General features: G+C 50.0%; 13 protein-coding genes and 1 pseudogene. 8 read left to right on the plus strand and 6 right to left on the minus strand.

What is annotated here, in order from left to right:
- The first annotated feature begins 102 nt into the window (after positions 1–102).
- Positions 103–1902: a sensor histidine kinase gene (locus EL628_RS00245; protein WP_126577806.1), complete on the plus strand. Its 1800-nt coding sequence runs from the start codon at positions 103–105 to the stop codon at positions 1900–1902.
- A gap of 7 nt (positions 1903–1909) precedes the next feature.
- On the plus strand, positions 1910–2569 hold the full coding sequence (locus EL628_RS00250; RefSeq protein WP_126577807.1) for a response regulator: 660 nt from the start codon (positions 1910–1912) through the stop codon (positions 2567–2569).
- A gap of 221 nt (positions 2570–2790) precedes the next feature.
- On the opposite strand, the gene EL628_RS00255 is transcribed toward EL628_RS00250, so the two are convergent.
- Positions 2791–4776, minus strand: a complete 1986-nt coding sequence (locus EL628_RS00255; RefSeq protein WP_161975171.1) for a protein kinase domain-containing protein — start codon at positions 4774–4776, stop codon at positions 2791–2793.
- Positions 4777–5139: 363 nt separating this feature from the next.
- Complete coding sequence (selB, locus tag EL628_RS00260) at positions 5140–7134, minus strand: selenocysteine-specific translation elongation factor (RefSeq protein WP_126577809.1); 1995 nt, start codon at positions 7132–7134, stop codon at positions 5140–5142.
- A 225-nt stretch (positions 7135–7359) separates the two neighbouring features.
- Here selB and EL628_RS31195 point away from each other — a divergent pair.
- The 4 genes and pseudogenes from EL628_RS31195 to EL628_RS00275 form a co-directional block, all read left to right on the plus strand.
- Positions 7360–7578, plus strand: a pseudogene (locus tag EL628_RS31195) (IS607 family transposase); the annotation flags it as partial.
- Positions 7538–8833 (plus strand): RNA-guided endonuclease InsQ/TnpB family protein, encoded by a 1296-nt coding sequence (locus tag EL628_RS00265; protein WP_126581834.1) that lies wholly within the window; start codon positions 7538–7540, stop codon positions 8831–8833. The pseudogene EL628_RS31195 and the gene EL628_RS00265, both read left to right, overlap by 41 nt.
- 246 nt (positions 8834–9079) lie before the next feature.
- On the plus strand, positions 9080–11122 hold the full coding sequence (uvrC, locus tag EL628_RS00270; RefSeq protein ID WP_126577810.1) for an excinuclease ABC subunit UvrC: 2043 nt from the start codon (positions 9080–9082) through the stop codon (positions 11120–11122).
- A gap of 169 nt (positions 11123–11291) precedes the next feature.
- The gene (locus tag EL628_RS00275) at positions 11292–11639 is read left to right on the plus strand and encodes an FmdB family zinc ribbon protein (RefSeq protein ID WP_126577811.1); all 348 of its coding nucleotides are present in this window, start codon (positions 11292–11294) and stop codon (positions 11637–11639) included.
- 190 nt (positions 11640–11829) lie between these two features.
- Here the strand turns inward: EL628_RS00275 and EL628_RS00280 are convergent, their stop codons facing one another.
- The 4 genes from EL628_RS00280 to EL628_RS00295 all read right to left on the minus strand — a co-directional run bounded on the left by EL628_RS00280 (position 11830) and on the right by EL628_RS00295 (position 16655).
- Entirely contained in the window at positions 11830–13122 is a 1293-nt protein-coding gene (locus EL628_RS00280; RefSeq protein ID WP_126577812.1) for a glycoside hydrolase family 125 protein, read from the minus strand.
- A gap of 116 nt (positions 13123–13238) precedes the next feature.
- Positions 13239–14540, minus strand: coding sequence for an ABC transporter substrate-binding protein (locus EL628_RS00285; RefSeq protein WP_126577813.1), 1302 nt, complete (start codon positions 14538–14540; stop codon positions 13239–13241).
- A gap of 197 nt (positions 14541–14737) precedes the next feature.
- Complete coding sequence (locus EL628_RS00290; RefSeq protein ID WP_126577814.1) at positions 14738–15649, minus strand: carbohydrate ABC transporter permease; 912 nt, start codon at positions 15647–15649, stop codon at positions 14738–14740.
- A 31-nt stretch (positions 15650–15680) separates the two neighbouring features.
- Entirely contained in the window at positions 15681–16655 is a 975-nt protein-coding gene (locus EL628_RS00295) for a carbohydrate ABC transporter permease (RefSeq protein ID WP_126577815.1), read from the minus strand.
- Between the two features lie 375 nt (positions 16656–17030).
- Here EL628_RS00295 and EL628_RS00300 point away from each other — a divergent pair, with 375 nt between their 5' ends.
- Both EL628_RS00300 and EL628_RS00305 read left to right on the plus strand, forming a co-directional pair.
- Entirely contained in the window at positions 17031–18284 is a 1254-nt protein-coding gene (locus EL628_RS00300; protein WP_126577816.1) for an ROK family transcriptional regulator, read from the plus strand.
- Positions 18285–18425: 141 nt separating this feature from the next.
- Positions 18426–19253: a sensor histidine kinase gene (locus EL628_RS00305; RefSeq protein WP_126577817.1), complete on the plus strand. Its 828-nt coding sequence runs from the start codon at positions 18426–18428 to the stop codon at positions 19251–19253.
- The last annotated feature ends 50 nt before the right edge of the window (positions 19254–19303 follow it).

Below are 19303 nucleotides of genomic sequence, written 5' to 3' on the forward strand. Positions count from 1 at the left end.
GAGAGCCGCCAGACAACGGTAGAGCAATAAAACAGAAAGAGGTATACTTTATAAAGCCCATCAAAAATAGAACCAACAGGTACTTATGCCAGGAGAAATGGTATGCTTCAGCTAGATGACAATGCTCTCCAACAATCAGGCTCTCCAACACGACATGCCACTTCACAGGGTGGAGTGGCACTTCAACTGTTTCTAAGCCATCTACTGGCTGGTGGTTTTGTGCTCATTGTCTGCTTCTCTGTTCATCAAATAAGCTTTTTACATCCTTACTCGTTCTTTATCGCACTTGCTGGCGCAGGCGTAGTAGGAGTATTGGCAACCTCCAACGTCCAATACAGCCTCTATCTTCTGGAGGTAACGCTCGGACAGCTCTCCCGCAATCAGCAGACCCTTACCAACAGTTCAGATGATACGCGAAAAACTTTTGTCAGACGTTGGCCTCTTGGCCCATTATTTTTACGTCTGGACGCAACGGATCGACGCATGCAACGCTATACAAAGCATGAGTTCTTAACCAATGAGCTGCGCGAAAAAGCTTTACAACAGGCGAGCGAGGCCGCTGCTCAGGACGAACGAAATCGAATTGCACGTGACCTTCATGATTCAATCAAACAGCAGATCTTTAGTATTAGCGTCAGCGCTGCTGCTGCAAAGGCTCTCTGGCAAGGCGAAGATTCCAGAGACGCAAAGGAAGCGGTCGAAGATATCCAGCGGAGCGCCAAAGAGGCGCAGGTTGAGATGCAGGCACTTTTACAACAGTTGCGGCCAGCTCCGCTCGAAAACGCGAGTCTGGTCGAGGCTCTCAATGTTCAGGCGCAGGCACTGGGCTTTCGCACTGGTGCTCAGGTGCATGTACAAATTGGGGAGTTACCAGGCAATGACCGTCTCCTGCCAGGCACTCAGGAGACGATCTTTCGCCTGATTCAAGAGGCTTTTGCCAATATAGCCAGGCACGCACGAGCGCAGACGGTCTGGCTGAAGCTAAGTCTTAAGGGACAGACGCTCTCGATTGAGGTACATGATGATGGACGAGGCTTTGATAGTACACAGACGCACCAGGGGATGGGACTGAACAATCTTCGTGAACGCACACAAGAGATTAATGGAACGCTGGAGATCACTAGCCAGCCAGGGTTGGGAACCAGGATTATCATCACAATCCCTCTCCTAGACATGTTATCTCATCCTGAAGAAGTTGCACACCAACACTATGAACTTGCACGAGCCTCTGAACTCTCGAATCGTGGCTATCAGCTATGCACAAATATGTCACTCATAGGCATGGCCCTGGCAGGCATGGCCATCGTTTTAGATCTTCCCTGGAGTATTGTTATTCTCGTGGGACTCATCGCTATCTATGGTTATAGTAGTGGCCTTTACTACCGGATTCAAGTAACATTCAATCCAGTTGCAGAAAAAAGGCAGATCCTTGTCAGCAAACGTCAACAATACAGATCCGGCCTTAGTCTTATGCGCTTCTTTGGCATCTGTGCCTGGTATGGTCTGACACTGGCAGGTATACTAAAAACCGGTCCTGGTTGGTGGATACTGGGGGCCATTATTAGTATCTTAGTCGGCATTATTCAGATCACTCGTCGACGCTATTATCTTGACACAGAACACTATTATCAACTGCTCTCAATACAAGAGCTTCAGTGGGAGTTGGAGAGGCATCGACAGACAATAACACGCTCGATTATTGTCTGGTTCAGTATCGGCATCTCCGGGCTGTTATTGAATTACCGTCTCTTTCTCTTTCCCATCATGACTATTGCTCAAAAAACGGCCTATGGTCTGGCATTTATTCTCCTTATTCTGGGAATTGGTTTATTCTTTGAATATCAACAGACACAGCGCTGGTACTGGACACTCATTCAATCCAAAGCACACATGGAGGGATAGATACAACATGGCCGATCCAATTCGTATCGTTCTGGTCGATGACCATCATATTGTGCGGCGTGGCCTCCAGAGTTTCTTCAAAGCCTTTCCCGATCTGGAGGTTGTAGGTGAGGCAGGGAACGGAGAAGAAGCCTTGCAAAAATTAGAAGGCTGGATGCCTGATGTTATTATCATGGATATGCTGATGCCAGGGGGGATAGATGGCATTGAAACAATTAGACGTGCGCGGCTACTTCTTCCCAATACTCGGATAGTCGCCTTAACCAGCTATACCGATGAATCACGCGTGCTGGCAGCTTTGCGTGCTGGCGCAATTGGTTATGTACGAAAAGATGCGGACCCCGATAGTATGCTCGCATCCATCCGTGCAGCAGCCCGTGGACAGTCCCTGCTTGATCCAGTTGTTGCTGGTGCCGTCATGCAAGAACTACTAAACAACGGTAAACATACTGCTGAACTCACAGAACGTGAGCAAGAAGTCCTGCGCCAACTCGCCCTTGGTCGCACCAATCATGAGATTGCTCAGGCCCTGATCGTCAGTGATGAGACGGTAAAAACCCATGTTGGCAATATTTTGACCAAGCTGCAACTGGCCCATCGCACTCAGGCTGTTATCTATGCTCTGAAAAAAGGGTTGATCTCATTGGATGAAATTGATCTACAGTAGAAGAGGCAGTCCATCAATAGTGAAAAACAGTCGTACAGCATAGCATATTAGCCTGCACCTATCTAAGAATCATGATTATCTCTGTAATTAGAGTTAAAAATAAACCCTGAACATATGTAAAGGCTTCTTAGCAAAACAGATTGGTTATTTTCTCAAATATACCAATCTGTTTTGCTGCGTCTGATAGGAAAGACGCTGTCTGTATCTTCTAGAGCTTGCCGCTATTGGGACTGAGCAACTGGAATGGTACTGGAGGTCCCATTGACAGCCGGGCTAATCGAGACACTTGGCGTGCTCGTCGCGGTTGGGACAGCCGTGGCCGTTGGAGTTGGGGTAGGCGTCGCCGTTGGACTTGGCTTTACCGTTGGTGTCGCCGTTGGGAGTTGGGTCGGAGTTGCCGTTGCCCCTGCAGTCGGCGTCGGCGTTGGTGTTACCCCTGCTGTTGGAGTCACAATAGGCTGCTGACTATTGTAGTTCACCACGTAGAGGGTCACCGTCTGACCTTCCTGGAGGTCTGCACCACCTTCAGGATCGCTTCCAGTAACGATATTAGGGCCCTTCGTCTTATCCGTAGGCTTATTAGGATCTTCTGCCTCGGCAAATTTAATCCCTTGAGCAGTGAGTTCATCCTCAACAGCGGTTAGAGGACGGCCAATCAGATCCGTTGGAACCTTCAGTGCTGGCTGAAGCTCAACCAGGATAGTGCTCCCTTTAGCTGCCAATTCTTTGCCATTGGGCTCCTGTTTCTGAACCTTCCCTGAGCTCATATTATTCTGTACTTGCACCTTAAAGCCCTTAGAGGTTGCCAGAGTCACAGCAGCCTGATAATCCATACCCACAAGATTGGGGACCGGGACCTGCTGAGCCGTTACAGTGACAGTGGTACTTGAACCACTATGTCCGCCAAAAGGAAGTGGCAAAACCCCCAGTTCCACTGCGAGATAGACGCTAAAACCCAATAATAACAACGTAGCCACTAGAATCAAGATTGTAATAATACCAGCAAGGCGAGATTCACGCTGTGTCTGGGCAGTGCCACTGTAAGCAATTGCATCTTTGGCAAATGGTCGTGTATCGGTTGATTCCGCTTGAGAGCCAGGGATATATGGCTGCTCACCCTCAGTAGTTACCCCGGCCTGAGTAGCAGAGAAAGCAGGCTCCAGCCCATACGTTCCGTTAGGGCCACCTTGCTGACCCGCATAATCCTGTGGGTAGCCATAGTTGGGGCCCGAGCCCTGGGCGGACGAGGCAGGGGTGGGACCAGAGATAGGGCGGAAATCTGCCCCCGAACGCGATCCATCTGGCAGCATCCCTGGTGTTGAGGTAAGCATTGAAGAGAGACCAGCAGCAGCGATATTGCTGCCTAAAGGAGAACGAGCATCTTCCTCTCCCAACATTTCCAATGCACGAGCGAGCGTATTGCCATCCCGATAACGCATTTCAGGCTGCTTCTCCAGGCAGCGCAAGATAATCTTCTCAAGTGCAAGCGGAATATTAGGATTCATCTGACTGGGCGGAATAGGGGCATCTTGAATATGCTGCATAGCAACAGCTACAGGAGTATCGCCATCAAAAGGGGTACGACCAGTCAGCATCTCATACATGACAATACCCAGCGCATAAACATCGGCAGCCGGGCTTACAATCTCGCCCTGTGCCTGCTCCGGCGCATAGTACTGAACGGTTCCCAGGGTCATCCCAGTGGTCGTCAGACGTTCATCATTAATATCTTTATAAACGCTGGCGATACCGAAGTCTGTGAGCTTAATCGAACCATCGCGACCAACCAGGACGTTCTGTGGCTTCACGTCACGATGAACAATATTACGGCGATGAGCAGCACCTAATCCCAGTGCGACATCATGGGCGATAATAATGGCTCGATCCATCGCCAGGACTCCACGCGAACGCAGGTAGCGCCGCAGATCAGTCCCCTCAACGAGCTCCATCACGATGAAATAGTTTCCATCGCTCTGGCCATAATCATACACCTGCACGATATTGGGATGTTGTAAAGAGGATGCAGCCTTCGCCTCTCGCTGAAAGCGCGTCACAAACTTTGGGTCGGTGCTGTAGACTTCTCGCAGCACTTTAATGGCTACGACGCGGTCCATGCGCATATCACGTCCCCGGTAGATCGTGGCCATTCCACCACGCCCTATCGGCTCTTGTAATTGGTATCGCTCACCCAAAACTTCGATTTGCATAGCTCTCCGCATTGTAAGGGCGCTTAGGGACGCCCTCCCTTGCCGATTGGGCGCGCATCTGTCTCAGCATGTCTCAGAGATGCTGGACAATGCATCGCCTGACTACAGGATGCCTTCGCTGAGTTCTCGTATCGTGAGAAGGGGACACCTCCTCCGCAAAAGGGCTAACCGATGGCACCGGGTTGACTATAAAATCTCCCCCTCATGGGGAGAGGGCCGTATGTCATGCATTGCGCCATTATTTTACCGTATTCTCTGCAAGAATGGAACAGTCTACAAGAAAGTAGGAGTTTCAAGTCCTTCTCTATTCTTCTCTTTAAGAAGAATGCACTGACGACTTGCTCTGTCTCTTTCTACCCATGCTTACAGAAAATCCCCCACCCCTCCTTCTATCACTCCCAATGTACGTTCATCACCATTGCGCCTCGTCAGGCGTAATGCATCCATATGCTCAAGCAGCGGAATACAATACTTACGCGTGGTTCCTAATAAGGTACGAGCCTCTGCAACGGTGAGGGTTTCATGCATGCGCATATATTCAATTAACTTTTTCAATGCTTGCTTATACCAGTCGCTACCTAGAAGCAGCCCTTCTCCTATCTTGATCAGACGCCCCTGCTCTAGCAGCGCGTTGATGACCTCACTCCCCACTAAAACCTCTGCCTCTGCTCTGGTCGGTGGCATATAAGAGTTCTCTCCCTGACCCTCAACCAGAAATTGCTGAAGGAGTTGAGCTACCTGACTCTCCTGTTGGTCAGTAAAGGTTGGCCGAAAGGCTGGGAGGCGAAGCCAGGCTCCAGCACGTCCACGTCCTTCTCCCTCAGAGGGCTCAACTGTCTCTAGTAAGCTATCTGCTTGTAAGGCTCCCAGGACATCAGCCGCCATTCTGGGGGAGAGGTGCAGGCGAGATCGCCATTCCTCTTTTGAGAGCCCATTGCGCAGAGGATACTGCTGGTGCTGCTCCTTGACGAGGCGGATGGCATCCGCTACAAGTAGCTCCCAGACTGGCTGCGCAAACCAGAAATTTCCAATTTTGTGAACTCTTCTTTCTATTATCAACGACTCAAGTGTCTGCTGCGTCACATCTTCCGCCAAATGGCACTCTTTGACCAGTTCAGCCAGCTCATATCCCATCAGACCAGTAGAGGCTCTGCTTCCAACAACGGGCTTAGACAGCATCGTACGTCCAACTGGACGACGATCAAGGGCCGCAAGGACGATCTCTTCGGGCGTTCCCTGTCGGAGTCGCTCAAGGGACTCTATGACCGCCGACTGGCCGCGCCGATGATACCTCGGGTGCACGTCGATAATTTCGCCACCTCCAATTGTGCTACCAGGTGAAGGGATGCGTAAGATGAAACGGTCTCGACGGGCAACAACTGCGGGCCGCTGCAATCTCAGTTGCACCCAGCCCTCTGCTCCAGGCTGGATCTCTTCTCCTTCTAGCACTCTCATACGAGCTGAAATCTCTTGTGCCCCACAGAAGAAATCTACCTGCGTATTGTGTGCCAGTGGCCTTGCTGTCGGCAAAAGTGCCAGACGTGCATCTAGAAGGATCGTTGGTTGTAGTTGCCCCGGCAGGGCAATTACATCGCCTCTCTGGAGTTCGCTACGTGCAATATTCACAAGATTACAGGCGACACGGCTGCCTGGCTGCGCCTGCTCAATCTGCTGCTTATGGGTCTGTAATGTGCGCAGACGAGTCCTCTTCTCGTGAGGCAGAATCTCAACCTCCTGACCAACTTTCAGGATACCATCCAGCAAGGTCCCGGTCACGATGGTTCCAAAGCCTGACAGTGAGAAGACCCGGTCTATAGATAAACGTGGACGAGCAATATTTTTGCACACAAGGTCGTCTTGCAAAATGCGCTCCAGTTCGCTCCGCAATTGAGGCAGTCCCTGCCCTGTATAGGCAGAGACCGGAATAATGGCCGCCTGAGACAGCGTGGTCGCCTGTAATGTCTCTGCCACTTCTTCCCGCACCAGGGCCAGCCACTCATCATCTACAAGGTCGGCTTTCGTGAGAGCCACGACTCCTCGCTCTACCCGCAGGAGATCCAGAATGGCAAGATGCTCGCGTGTCTGGGGCATCACTCCTTCATCAGCCGCAATAACTAGCAGCGCTGCATCTATCCCCCCAACACCGGCCAGCATGTTCTTAATAAAACTTTCATGACCTGGCACATCGACAAGACTGACCTCCTGCCCGGTTGAAAGGCGCAGCCAGGCAAAGCCCAGATCAATGGTCATGCCACGTTCTTTCTCTTCCGTCAGACGGTCAGGGTCAATTCCTGTCAACGCCTGTACAAGCGTGGATTTGCCATGATCAACATGCCCGGCAGTTCCAATACAACTCATTACTTTCACCTATATAAGCGATCTGTACAACCCATGTGCTAGTCTGTCTTTAGTATAACGCATTTGCTGGTGCCTGCCCAATCCCTGAAGCATCATGCACCATCTCCAGACCAGAATGCCACAGCGGAGATCCATCGAAAGAAATGCTGCTCAAGGAGCAGATAAGCAGATAAGTAGATATTTAGCTCTTGAAAATGTACGCAAATATGTGTTAGAATAGACGTATATCCGTTACTGGCACATCTCTGTGAGACACACCACTGCGACTTCCTGGTTCTGAGTGCTGAGGAACTGAGTCCAGAGCAGGAACTCGTGCAGGATTTGTTTGCCATTACCCATGGTTTTCGTTCCCGCCTGTCCGGATTGCGGACGTATCGCAACGCGTTAGAGAAGGCACTCGATGATGAAAACAGCCCACAAGATCAGAATGAATCCCACTCCTGAGCAGGTGGAGTATCTGAAACGTGCCTGTGGAACCCGTCGATTTGTGTACAACTGGGGACGCGCAGAGTGGGAAAAGCAGTATCAAGCGTATCGATTGGAACAAGAAACGATTCCTGAAACGCAACGTGTGCTCACCCCACCCAACGCGCTTGCCCTCAAAAAGCAATTCAATGCCATTCGAGAAGAGCTCTACCCCTGGACGTATGAGGTCACCAAATGTGTCGTGGAAGGTGCCTTTGATGACCTGGGCAAAGCCTACAGCAACTTTTTTGCGGGACGAGCGGCGTATCCAAAATACAAGAAAAAGGGGAAATCGCACGAATCATTTTATCTCTCCAATGATAAATTCACGATTGGCAGCCATTGGATTGCCATTCCCGGTTTAGGTCGGTTCATTCTGGATCAACGCAAACAGGTGAAAGATCGAGGGAAACGGAAGCGCAAGCTTGGAACCGTCAATCTGTCAGAAAAACTGCGCTTTGTCGAGGAGGACAAAGCATCACCTCCCCTCAAGAAATGCAATCGGCGCAAACAGATCCTCTGCGAGAGCATGAAGATTCTGGCAGCGACCGTCTCGTGTGAGGCGGATCACTGGTATCTGAGCGTTCAGCTCGAGATCAACAAAGCGATGCCTCCGACGCCAGAACCAGTTGTCGGGGTAGATGTCGGGTTAAAGCAAGCTGCCATCGTGTCGGATGGGCGAAGGCTTGAGAACCAAAAGCCGCTCGCGCTCCATCTGAAAAAGCTCGGCAAGCTGCAACGTCAACTCAGTCGCAAACAGAAGATCAAAGACCCGCAAACGGGAAAAACCACATTCAGCAAGAACTATCAAAAGCAGCGGGTGAAAGTGGCACGAAAGCATCAGCAGATTGCCAACATCCGGCGGGATGTTCAGCACAAGTTCACCACGGAGCTGGCCCGAACGTGTGGAACCATTGGCATGGAAGACCTCAACATTATGGGGATGATGGCAAACCGCACGCTCTCACGTGCCGTGGCGGATGCAGCGATGGGACAACTCCTGCAGTTTTTGAAAACCAAGGTCGCTGCTTCTGGCGGGAACCTTTTTGTGTCGTCTCGTTGGTTTCCCTCGACCAAGCGCTGTTCAGGATGTGGGGTGGTGAAAAAACGCATGCCTCTCAAGCATCGCACCTATCATTGCCTGGCCTGTGGGCTGGTGATGGATCGCGATCTGAATGCATCTATCAACTTAGCCCAGTTTGCACAGACTCAGCTTCGCCACCCTTCGGCGTAAAGGTGGCCGTCCAGGATAGTGGCTACGGCCTATGACGTAAAAGCGCCTGTGGAGCCAATGTGAGACCGAAGCGGGAGGGCCGATTCAAAGGTTCCCGTGCTCTGGCTGCTGGCAATGAAGCAGGAACAACTGACCGCTTGCGTGTATCTTCGGGTACATTCGAGTATGAGAAAGGTAGCAGTATAATAGCGGCACGAAGATTAGCATTACTTGTCATCTTGTTACTCAAGGCTGTTACAAACTACTATGAATGAAAAAATTCAGTCAGTCTTAAACTCTCTTCCCCACCAACCTGGAATCTATCTGATGAAAGATGCCGAGGGGACGATCATCTATGTGGGTAAGGCCATCTCGCTCTTCAATCGTGTCCGTTCCTATTTTCAGGAGTCCACCGATCACGGTCCTAAGAACCGTAGTATGGTCGCGAAGATTGAGGATATCGAATTCCTTGTCGTCAATAACGAGGTCGAAGCGCTGGTTCTTGAGAGCAATTACATTAAACAGTATCGCCCTAAGTACAATGTCTTACTACGGGATGATAAGAGCTATCCCTATATTAAAGTCGCTTTAACCGAAGATTTTCCTCGCGTCTATCGCGTGCGCAGCTTCCATCATGATGGGAATCGCTACTTTGGCCCCTACACCAATTCCGGGGCGGTAGATGCAACACTGGATATTCTTAATAAGCTCTTTGCCTTCCGCACATGTCGCTACGATGCCAGCTCCTGGGCTCCTCCCCGTTCAGGCAAGACCGAAGGCTGGAAGCAAAAGTTACTCAATCGGCCCTGCACACAATACTATATCCATCGCTGTGTCGCGCCCTGTGTTGCCCATGCTTCACGCGAGGAATACGATCTCATTATCAAACAGGTTATTCTCTTTCTAGAGGGCAAGCACGATGAGGTTCTCAAAGAGCTCTATACACGCATGGAACATGCAGCCGAGGAACTGAATTTTGAAGAGGCTGCCCGCCTGCGCGATCGAATCCAGGCCGTGGAAAAAATCCTTGAGAAGCAGCGTATCATTAATACAGAGGAAGAGGATGACCAGGATGTCATTGCCCTGGCGAGCGCCGATGATGAGACCTGTGCTCAGGTCTTTTTCTTTCGCTCCGGTAAGCTGGTGGGGCGCGAGTTCTTTATCCTCCAGGGAACGCGTGAGAGCAGTCCCGGTGAGATTATGAGCTCTTTCCTGCAACAATTTTATGAGAGCTCGCCTCACGTGCCAGCCGAGATCATTGTAGAGGCCGAACCTGAAGATCGGCCAGTCCTCCAGAGCTGGCTGCGCGAGAAACGCAAAGGTACCGTCAGTGGAGGTAGCACTGCGGTCTCTATCAGCACCCCTAAGCGCGGTGATAAAGTCCGCCTTGTCGAAATGGTCAAGAAAAATGCTCAGGAGGTCCTTGAACAACAGCGCATCAAATGGTTAACTGATAGTCAGAAGACTCAGATGGCGCTTGAAGAGCTCCAGGAGACCTTGAATCTCGCCGCTCCCCCTCAACGCATTGAGTGCTATGATATCTCCAATACACAGGGGACCAACTCAGTGGGGGCCATGGTCGTCTTTGAGGGTGGACGCCCAAAAAATAGCGAATATAAACGCTTTAAAATCAAACAGGTTGAAGGACCAAACGACTATGCCAGCCATCAAGAGGTGCTACGCAGACGCTTCCGTAAAGCGGCACAGACTCTCACTGCCTCACAATCTATGGACATGAATGAACCTATTGGCGAGACTATTGAGGAACTTCTGACCTCTTCTACTCCAATAGACGAAACAGCAGAGCAACCGGAAAAACAAGATGCGACTCTGCATCACGACTGGGCCCTGCCTGATCTCGTCATTATTGATGGAGGACGGGGACATCTCAATGCCGCTCTGGAGGTCATGCGCGAGCTCCAACTCGATATTCCCACGATTGGCGTTGCTAAAGAACAGGGTTCGCATACGAAGCTAGATACGGCTGAGGAGATCTATATCCCTGGCTCTCCTGATCCCATCATCCTGCCACGCAACTCCCAGGGGCTCTATATGCTTCAACGCATCCGTGACGAGGCGCATCGCTTTGGCATCACCTATCACCGCAAAGTCCGCTCCGATCAGACCTTTAAATCGGTCCTCGATGAGATCCCTGGCATTGGACCCAAACGCAAACAGGCCCTGCTACGACACTTTGGCTCCGTTCGCGCTATCAGCGCCGCCAGCGTCGAAGATCTGGCAGCCCTTGATGGAATGACACGCGATGCCGCAGAGAAAGTCAAAGAATATATAGGGAAGCGGAGCGTGTGAAAGCTGAGCATTCAGGGGCTTTTCGCCACATAAAGCTCACAGAGTGCTAGCAGTCTTTCGTTTTGATTGACAACTGCGCTATTTCGCGCTACTATTAATAGTAGAGACGATCCTATCTCTATGCCGAAAAGCATCTTCATCTTCAGATTTTCTAAGAGGTGATTGGTATATGCCAACGTACGAGTATCTTTGTCAGACCTGTAGCCACCGCTTCGAGACGTGGCAGAAAATGACCGATGAACCTTTAACCATCTGCCCCGAATGTGGAGCGTCCATCCGCCGCGTGCTCTTCCCTGCCGGGGTGGTCTTTAAAGGCTCCGGGTTCTATAAGACCGATTATAATGGGAAAAATGCCGCCGCTAGCCCCACTGCTGATACAAAGAAAAGCGAAGGCAGTTCCGAGAGTAAACCCGCTGAGACAGCCACAAGCACCGCTAGCGAGAGTAGCAGCACAGCCGCCAGCACGCCTTCTAGCTCCTCAGCCAGTGCTCCGGCTTCTACCACCACCAGCAAATAAGCCTCATCGAGGATTTTTCACACCATGATGACACAGCACAGGCCCGGCCCCGATTGCGAGATCTCGCAATCGGGGCCGGGCCTGTGCTGTGTCATACATATGCTCATTGCCGCATGCTTCACAGGCTCATTTTTCTGCCACGCGTCTCCAACGGGCCATCTATAGCCTCGAGAGAGCATCGAGCTCATTTCTACCGACGAGATCCAACCGGGGTCTGCGCTGCCCAATATAAGAAAAACTCCGAGAAAATACTATTGGCCCAGGCAAACCAGGGACGAGTAAATTGCGTTGGATCATCAACATGAAAACCCTCATGCATATAGTTGGTCCCAGCCGTGGTATTTGCCAGGCATTCAAACACCTGTGCAATCTCCTCTGGATTCTGACTGGTCAGCCCCTGCATAGACAGACCAATGGGCCAGATATACCCATGAGGGGTATGAGGACTACCAAGCCCTTTTGCAGCTTTCCCTACAAAGTAATAGGGATTCTCCGGGCTGAGCACAAACGCACGTGTACGCTGATACAGCGGGTCATCAACAGGTCGATACCCCAGATAAGGGATCGACAAGAGATTCGGCACATTGGCATCATCCATGAGATTATAATTGCCATAGCCATCAGTCTCATAGGCATAGATGCGCCCCAGACGGGGATGCAATACGGTGCCATAGGTCTCAATCCCAAACTCAACTTCTTTACGTAAAAGCTCAGCTTCCAGAGCAAGCGTCTCATCCTGAAAACCAACACGGGCCAGGGTTCCTAGATAGCCCAGGACCACGACCGCAAACATATTGGCTGGAATCAGATAGCCAAAGCGGCAGGCATCATCACTCGGACGAAATCCCGACCAGATCAGACCAGTAAAGTTTGTCCGGGTGCCATGGCCGTCAAAAGGCAACGTATCAGAAGCCGCCCAGGGATTAGGACGCTCAAAATGATACTCCGAGGCACTATCATGATGCTGCTCAGTACGCATAATCTTCACAATTGTGCGGAACATCTCATGGAGCTCATGCGTAAAAATCGTAGCATCTTTCGTTACATGCCAGTATTTATAGCAGAGATTAATGGGATAGCACAGTGAATCCAGCTCAAACTTGCGCTCCCAGACCCAGGGCCCCTGTTTAGGAATATCCTGTACATGACCACGACCACTCGCTTCACGATTAAATGCATTAGCGTAGCCATCAATCTGCAAATATTGAGCCTGACGGGCAATCAGACCACGAAATAAACGCTGAAGATCACCATCCTCAGCCGCTAACGGAAGGTATGGGTGAACCTGCGCCGATGAATCACGCAACCACATGGCCGGGATATCGCCAGTAAAGACAAAGGTTGTTCCATCATCCAATAGCTCGGTCGTTGTCTCTAGAGTATTAGGATAACATTGAGCAAACAACGTCCCCAATTGGGGCCGCTGCACAAAACGCTCTTTGATCGCAGCAATCTGCCGATACACCAATTCATACTGAGTCATTGATCCTCTCAACCTCTCTCCATCTAAGTTTTGCAACCAAAAAGCCTCTCATCCCAGTAGACAGACTGACATGAGAGGCTTTATCAGGCAAACACCAGTCAAAACTGGAATCTGTCTTAGCTGTTCTGTTTAATCACATCGTTAATCTGTTGAGTCATCGTGTTTAACGTTGACTGTACTGGCTTTTTACCCATCAGAATATCGTTCCAGTTCGCTGTAATCACATCATTGGCCTTGGTCGACCAGGGAGCAATAAAGCGGACGGCATCCTTCTGAGGCGCATTCAAAGCATATGCGACCGAATCAGCAACCGAACCAAGATTCTTTGCCTTCAGTGTATCATAATAGGCATTGGATGCGGGAACGTAAGCTGCAGGAGCAACGGGAGCGCTGGGCAGAATATCGTTCCAACCTTTGGTATCCAGATAGGTGATTACTTTCCAGACTGCATCAGGATTTTTGATATAAGAAGGAGAACAGACACCAACTGCATCATAGATATGAACCTGCTTGCTCACGATAGGCAGGGGAGCAAAACCAATTTTGAAACTTGGATTGGCTGTCATAAAGCTGGCAGCTAACCACTGACCACCCCAGAGCATCGGAACTTTACCAGTCAAGAAAGCAGCAGCAGTATCGGTACCAGTATTGGCATTTGGTGCAGTGAAGTAGCCCGCTTTCAGACCATCAACAAACTTCTGAGTCCCCTCAACAAATTTGGCATCCGTTGTCACTTTGGTTGGAGAGACCACACGATCGGTAAATGAGCTACCACCAGCTGAGAGAGCGTAGTTGCTGATCAGGAAAGGATCGGTGTAAGGACCACCAACAGCTGCAGGCTGAGAACCATCTGTTTTTGTCAGGGTTTTAGCAGCTGCAAACATATCATCATAGGTCCACCCAGCCTTTGGCAGGGGCACATTAGCAGCGGTAAACAGGTCAGCATTATAGAAATAGCCATAGGTGTTCATCAACGTTGGCAGACCATAGAGCTTCGAACCATCAGCGGAATACCAGTTCTTTACCGCCTCAGGAGCAAAGTTCTTCTGATCAAAATCAGCCGTTGTTTTCGAAATATAGCTCGACCAGTCAAAGAGCACTCCCTGAGCACCCAGAGCCTGTTCGGTGTCATTACCGCACCAGAAGAAATCGGGAAGAGATTTAGCGGTCGTTAACGAGGTAATCTTCTGATCAAAATCAGTGCTTGGCGTTGGAAGGCGCTTGATTGTGAGCGAAGAATCATTCATTTTGGCAAGCGCACTATCAATAGCAACGTTCGTGTTATTGGACTCCCAGGTCATAAAGGTCACGGTCGGCTTATCACTCGAACTCGTGCTGGAAGCGCCACCACAGGCCGTCAATAAAGTGCTCATCGCCACACAAACTAACAGGGCAATTTTCATCTTTGCAAATCGCATAAATACCACTCCTCATATGTGAGAATGATAACGGTTGCTTCATGATCACCATTAACCATGAAGAAGGGTAAGGCCCTTGTCGATCAAGAGAGCTGACCAGCTGGCTCTTTCAACAACCAGGTGAACAGACCTCTTCATTCAAGCAAGAACGATCTATTCCAGGGGGCTGATACCAGTCAGTCCCCAGCAGGAATGCACTATTTTTGTGAGACAGATCCCAATGCTCCTAGCCCTTGCATAAAGTAGCGCTGGGCAAAGAAGAACAACAGGAGCGGGGGCAACATATACAGCAAGTTTGTCGCCATAAAATAGTTATATTGCGTATTAGCGACCCCGGCGAACTGACCCGCAAACGATCCCATACCGAGAGAGAGCGTAAATTTATCGTCAGATGTCAGATAGACCAGAGGGTTCAGGTAATCATTCCAGGAGGCCTGGAACGCCATAATCGCCATGGTCATCCAGACGGGCCGCGTCAACGGCACCATCACGCGCCAGAAGATAGACCAGTGTCCTGCTCCATCCAACTTGGCCGCCTCGTCTAACGAGAAAGGAATTGACATCGAGTATTGTCTGAAGAGAAATATATAGAGTGGATTAGCTAACCAGGCTGGCAGAATCAACGGAAGCCAAGTATCATAAAAACCCAGGTTAATCGCCAATCGAACAATCGGAAGGAGGCCAATCAAAGGTGGCACAAAGATACTTCCAATGAACACATAGAACCAGATCTGACGGCCAGGAAATTGGATTCGCGAAAGTCCATATCCCACTATCATCGAGCTGAGAACGCTCCCAACCGTGCTCAAGAGCGTAATAATCGCCGTGTTGAGAAAGAGTAACGGAAAATGGATCTGCTGTGGCCCCAGAATAAAGTTTTCAAAGTGAAATTCTTTTGGGAAAAACTGCGGCGGCACCTGATGAATATCACCATTCCCCTTCAATGCAATGGACAGCATCCACAACAGCGGGAAAAGCATGGTCAGACTCAGCAGGGCACAGACACTATACCAGACAATTTTTCCCACCAGACTCAGACGCTCACGCCTCACCAGCGCTGGCGTTTTCTGACCAGCCGTCAGAGGGGACGATGCAGGAAATAAGCTCATAGACCAGGTCCTTTCTATCTCTTACTGATGACTAGTCAAGATTGTTGTCCGCGTAAACCCACATAGAAGATGAGCGGAACGTTAAGGCTGTGACCACAAGAATGATCAGAAACAGAACCCAGACCTCAGCAGTGGCATAACCAATCTGAGGAAAAGCTCCTGAGAAGCCATCTTTATAAATCTTGTACATGAAGAGATCAGTGGCAAAATCAGGACCACCTTCAGTCAATAACTTGGGTTGAGCAAAAGCCTGGAAGGCCGCGGTGAGCTGCAAGACCAGTTGCAAGAACAGGATTGGAGAGATCATGCGCAAGGTAATACGCCAGAAGATACTGAGCGTCCCGGCACCATCGATCTTTGCCGCCTCGTAGATCTCATTGGGCACCGCCTGCAAGCCTGCCAGAAAGATAACCATACTCCCACCTACACCCCAGAGGCCAATAATGACCATGGCTGGCAACGCCATCTGATCACTGCCAAGCCAGAGGCTCGTTGGCAGATGAAGAGTAGACAACAACATATTCGCCAGACCGAATGTAGGATCATAAATATATTTCCACAAGGTCAAGACTGCAACAACAGGTAAGACAACGGGAAGATACATAATCGTACGGAACAATTTCACGCCCGGAAATGTACGATTCAGGAGTAAAGCAAGCAATAAACCTAAAACCAGAGTAGAGGGAACCGCTAAGAGGCCAAAGTAGGCAGTCGCTCGCAAAGAGGGCCAGAAAGCTGGATCTTTGGTAAAGAGGTATTGAAAGTTTTTTAGCCCCACCCAGGTCGGATCGTTCAGGCCATTCCAATTGGTAAAGGCATAATATCCTGAAAACACCAGCGGATAGCCAATAAAAAGCAGGAAGCCAAAAATCGCCGGGAAAATAAAGAGATACCCAGCAATGGTATCAGAGCTTCTCCAGCGCTTTACCGACCGTCTCTTGCGACCCGCTTTGACGGAGGTAGACTGGCGCTCAAGCTGCTGAACCCCATCAATCCGTGTCTCCATTGAACACCTTCTCTCAAATAGTGACCGCTTTTCTCCACACCAGACGCGTCAACGCTCTCAGGTTAGCGCTCACTTATTTAATTTACTAAATTTACTTGATTGCAAGCTTACCATAGCAGAACTTATTTCGTCAAGTGGTGAGCAGAACAATTTCTTTGTTTGCTAAAAAATCGAAAAAAGATGCTTATTTTAACGGATTTGCTCATTGTAAGTCCCAATATGTCCAGTAAAAGTCTGTCTTACTTCCTCTATCTTCCTGTTTACGGCTAATACAGTTCATAACTACCTTGACGCATAGCACAGTCTATGTTAATCTTCTTCTGAAGGTTCTCCCCAACACTAGACTAAATAAATTCATTAAAAAAAGAGAAACGTATGAACACAACACGTGCAGGAAGCAAAGGGCTTATCCGCGATATGAATCGTAGCCGCGTGCTCAATATTATTGCCAGCCACGGTCCGATCTCGCGGGTAGAGGTTGCACGTCAGAGTGGTCTGACTGCGGCAACTATTACGAACATTATGAATGACTTTATTAATGCTGATCTGGTCTGGGAGACTGCTACAGAGGAATCAAGCGGAGGCCGCCCACCAATCCTTCTACGCATCAATCCATCGGCTGGCTATGTGATTGGTGTTAAGTTGCGCGAGTATAAGGTTATCGTGGTTCTCTGTGATCTCGAATGTCATGTCCTCTATCAAACCGAATCGCCTCTCCCAATTGATGCTCAACCGTATCAGGTCGTTGATATTATCGCAGCTGACTTTGAGAAGTGTCTCCATGAGAATCAGATCAATCATCAGGATGTGCTGGGAATGGGGGTTGGGGTCTCAGGTCTGGTTGATGAGAAGCGCGGTATCCTGCGCTATTCCAATTTCTTTCGCTGGCAGAATGTTGAGTTGGGTCCAGCTCTTGAGTTTAAGACACGCGTTCCCGTTATTATCGAAAACGATGTCAATATGCTGACGCTTGCTGAATATCAATATGGCTCTGGCCGTATCTCATCCACCTGTATTCTCGTCAGTATTGGACATGGCGTTGGTATGGGTCTGATCATTGGTGGCGAGCTTTTTCGGGGAGCCTATGGGTCGGCAGCAGAGTTTGGGCATATTACTATGGATAGCTCTCCCACTGCTCCCCCATGCACATGCGGCAAACGTGGCTGCCTCGAAGCAATTATCTCCGATTATGGCATTATCTATGCCGCACTGGGAGGAGAGCTGGGCTTTTCTGATGAACAATTGATGCAGACGCTCATCAATCGTGCCCGCACTGGTGATACTCAGATCCAGGCCATTTTTCAGCGAGCCGGAGAGGTCCTGGGCATTGCATTGGCAAATCTTGTCAATCTCTTCGATCCTGCTCAGATTCTGATTGCCGGGGAAGGTCTGCGCGACGAAGACTTACTCCTGAAGCCCGCAAGAGCTATGATCCCACAGCATACCTTTGGACATATTCGCACCGATGTTCCTCTCATCACTGTTCCGTCTGATAATCGGCGCTGGGCCCAGGGGGCCGCTAGCGTCTTCTTGCATGAGGTCTTTCGCCCACCAATCTATGAAACGGGGAAGATACTTCCGATTGATAACCTGTTACAACGCGCCCATACACGAACGCGAAAAAAATAAGCCCGACCACTTATGGTACTACCCAATACTCCTAGAAAACCTTCTATGCCTATCTTACTCTCTCTAGACCAGTGTATACTTAACGCACAGTCCCTAAAATAGAGAGGGTTTTGCCAGTTGCCGAGGAGAGAGAGATAGGTCATGCAAGTCACATCTGAACAGTCACAAGAGCAGGTTATTCAGGAATTACAGCGCCAGGTCGAAACATTGACGGCTGAAAACCTCCGATTGCAAGATCAACTGGCCCGCAAAGAGCAGTTTACTGCGATGATCGCCCATGAATTACGCGGTCCGCTTTCACCTATTATTAATTACGCTCAGATGCTCGCCCGACAGACAAAGTCGCTCCCGGCTGAACCCCAAAAAAATGCTCGTCAGGCGACAGCTATCCAACGAAATACGACGATTATTATTAGTCAGGCCCGCCGGCTCAGTCGACTGGTAAGCGATCTGCTGGATGCCTCACGGCTCACCTCCAATCAGTTCCGCCTCTTACGCGAGGACTGCGATCTTATGACTCTGGTAGAGGAGACTATCGAACAATTGCGCCCCGTCGCTCCTTATCACACGATTACGGTTGTCGGCCCCGATGAACCCATTATTGGCTATTGGGATGGCGGTCGACTTCAACAGGCTCTGGGCAATCTGGTCGATAATGCTGTCAAATATTCTGATGAACATACGACGGTGACGGTACATGTTCGCTTAGACAACGGACGAGTCCTCGTCAGCGTTCATAATCAGGGCGCTAGCATCCCTTCGGCAGATATGGGCCTGCTCTTCCAGCCCTATACACGGCTGGCTGCTACAAGCTCCCGCGAAGGTTCTGGCCTGGGGCTCTACATCACGAAATCTATCCTTGAAGCTCATGATGGTACTTTACGTCTGGAGCCCAATAATGAGGAAGGGATACCTGAGGCGTCCAAAGGGACGACCTTTACTTTCGAGCTCCCTCTCACAAAAAAATAATTTTTCTGATCAGGCTCTGATATCACCACATACTGCAAAGCGCGATCTGT

It is taken from the genome of Tengunoibacter tsumagoiensis, from assembly GCF_003967535.1.
Classification (GTDB): domain Bacteria; phylum Chloroflexota; class Ktedonobacteria; order Ktedonobacterales; family Ktedonobacteraceae; genus Tengunoibacter; species Tengunoibacter tsumagoiensis.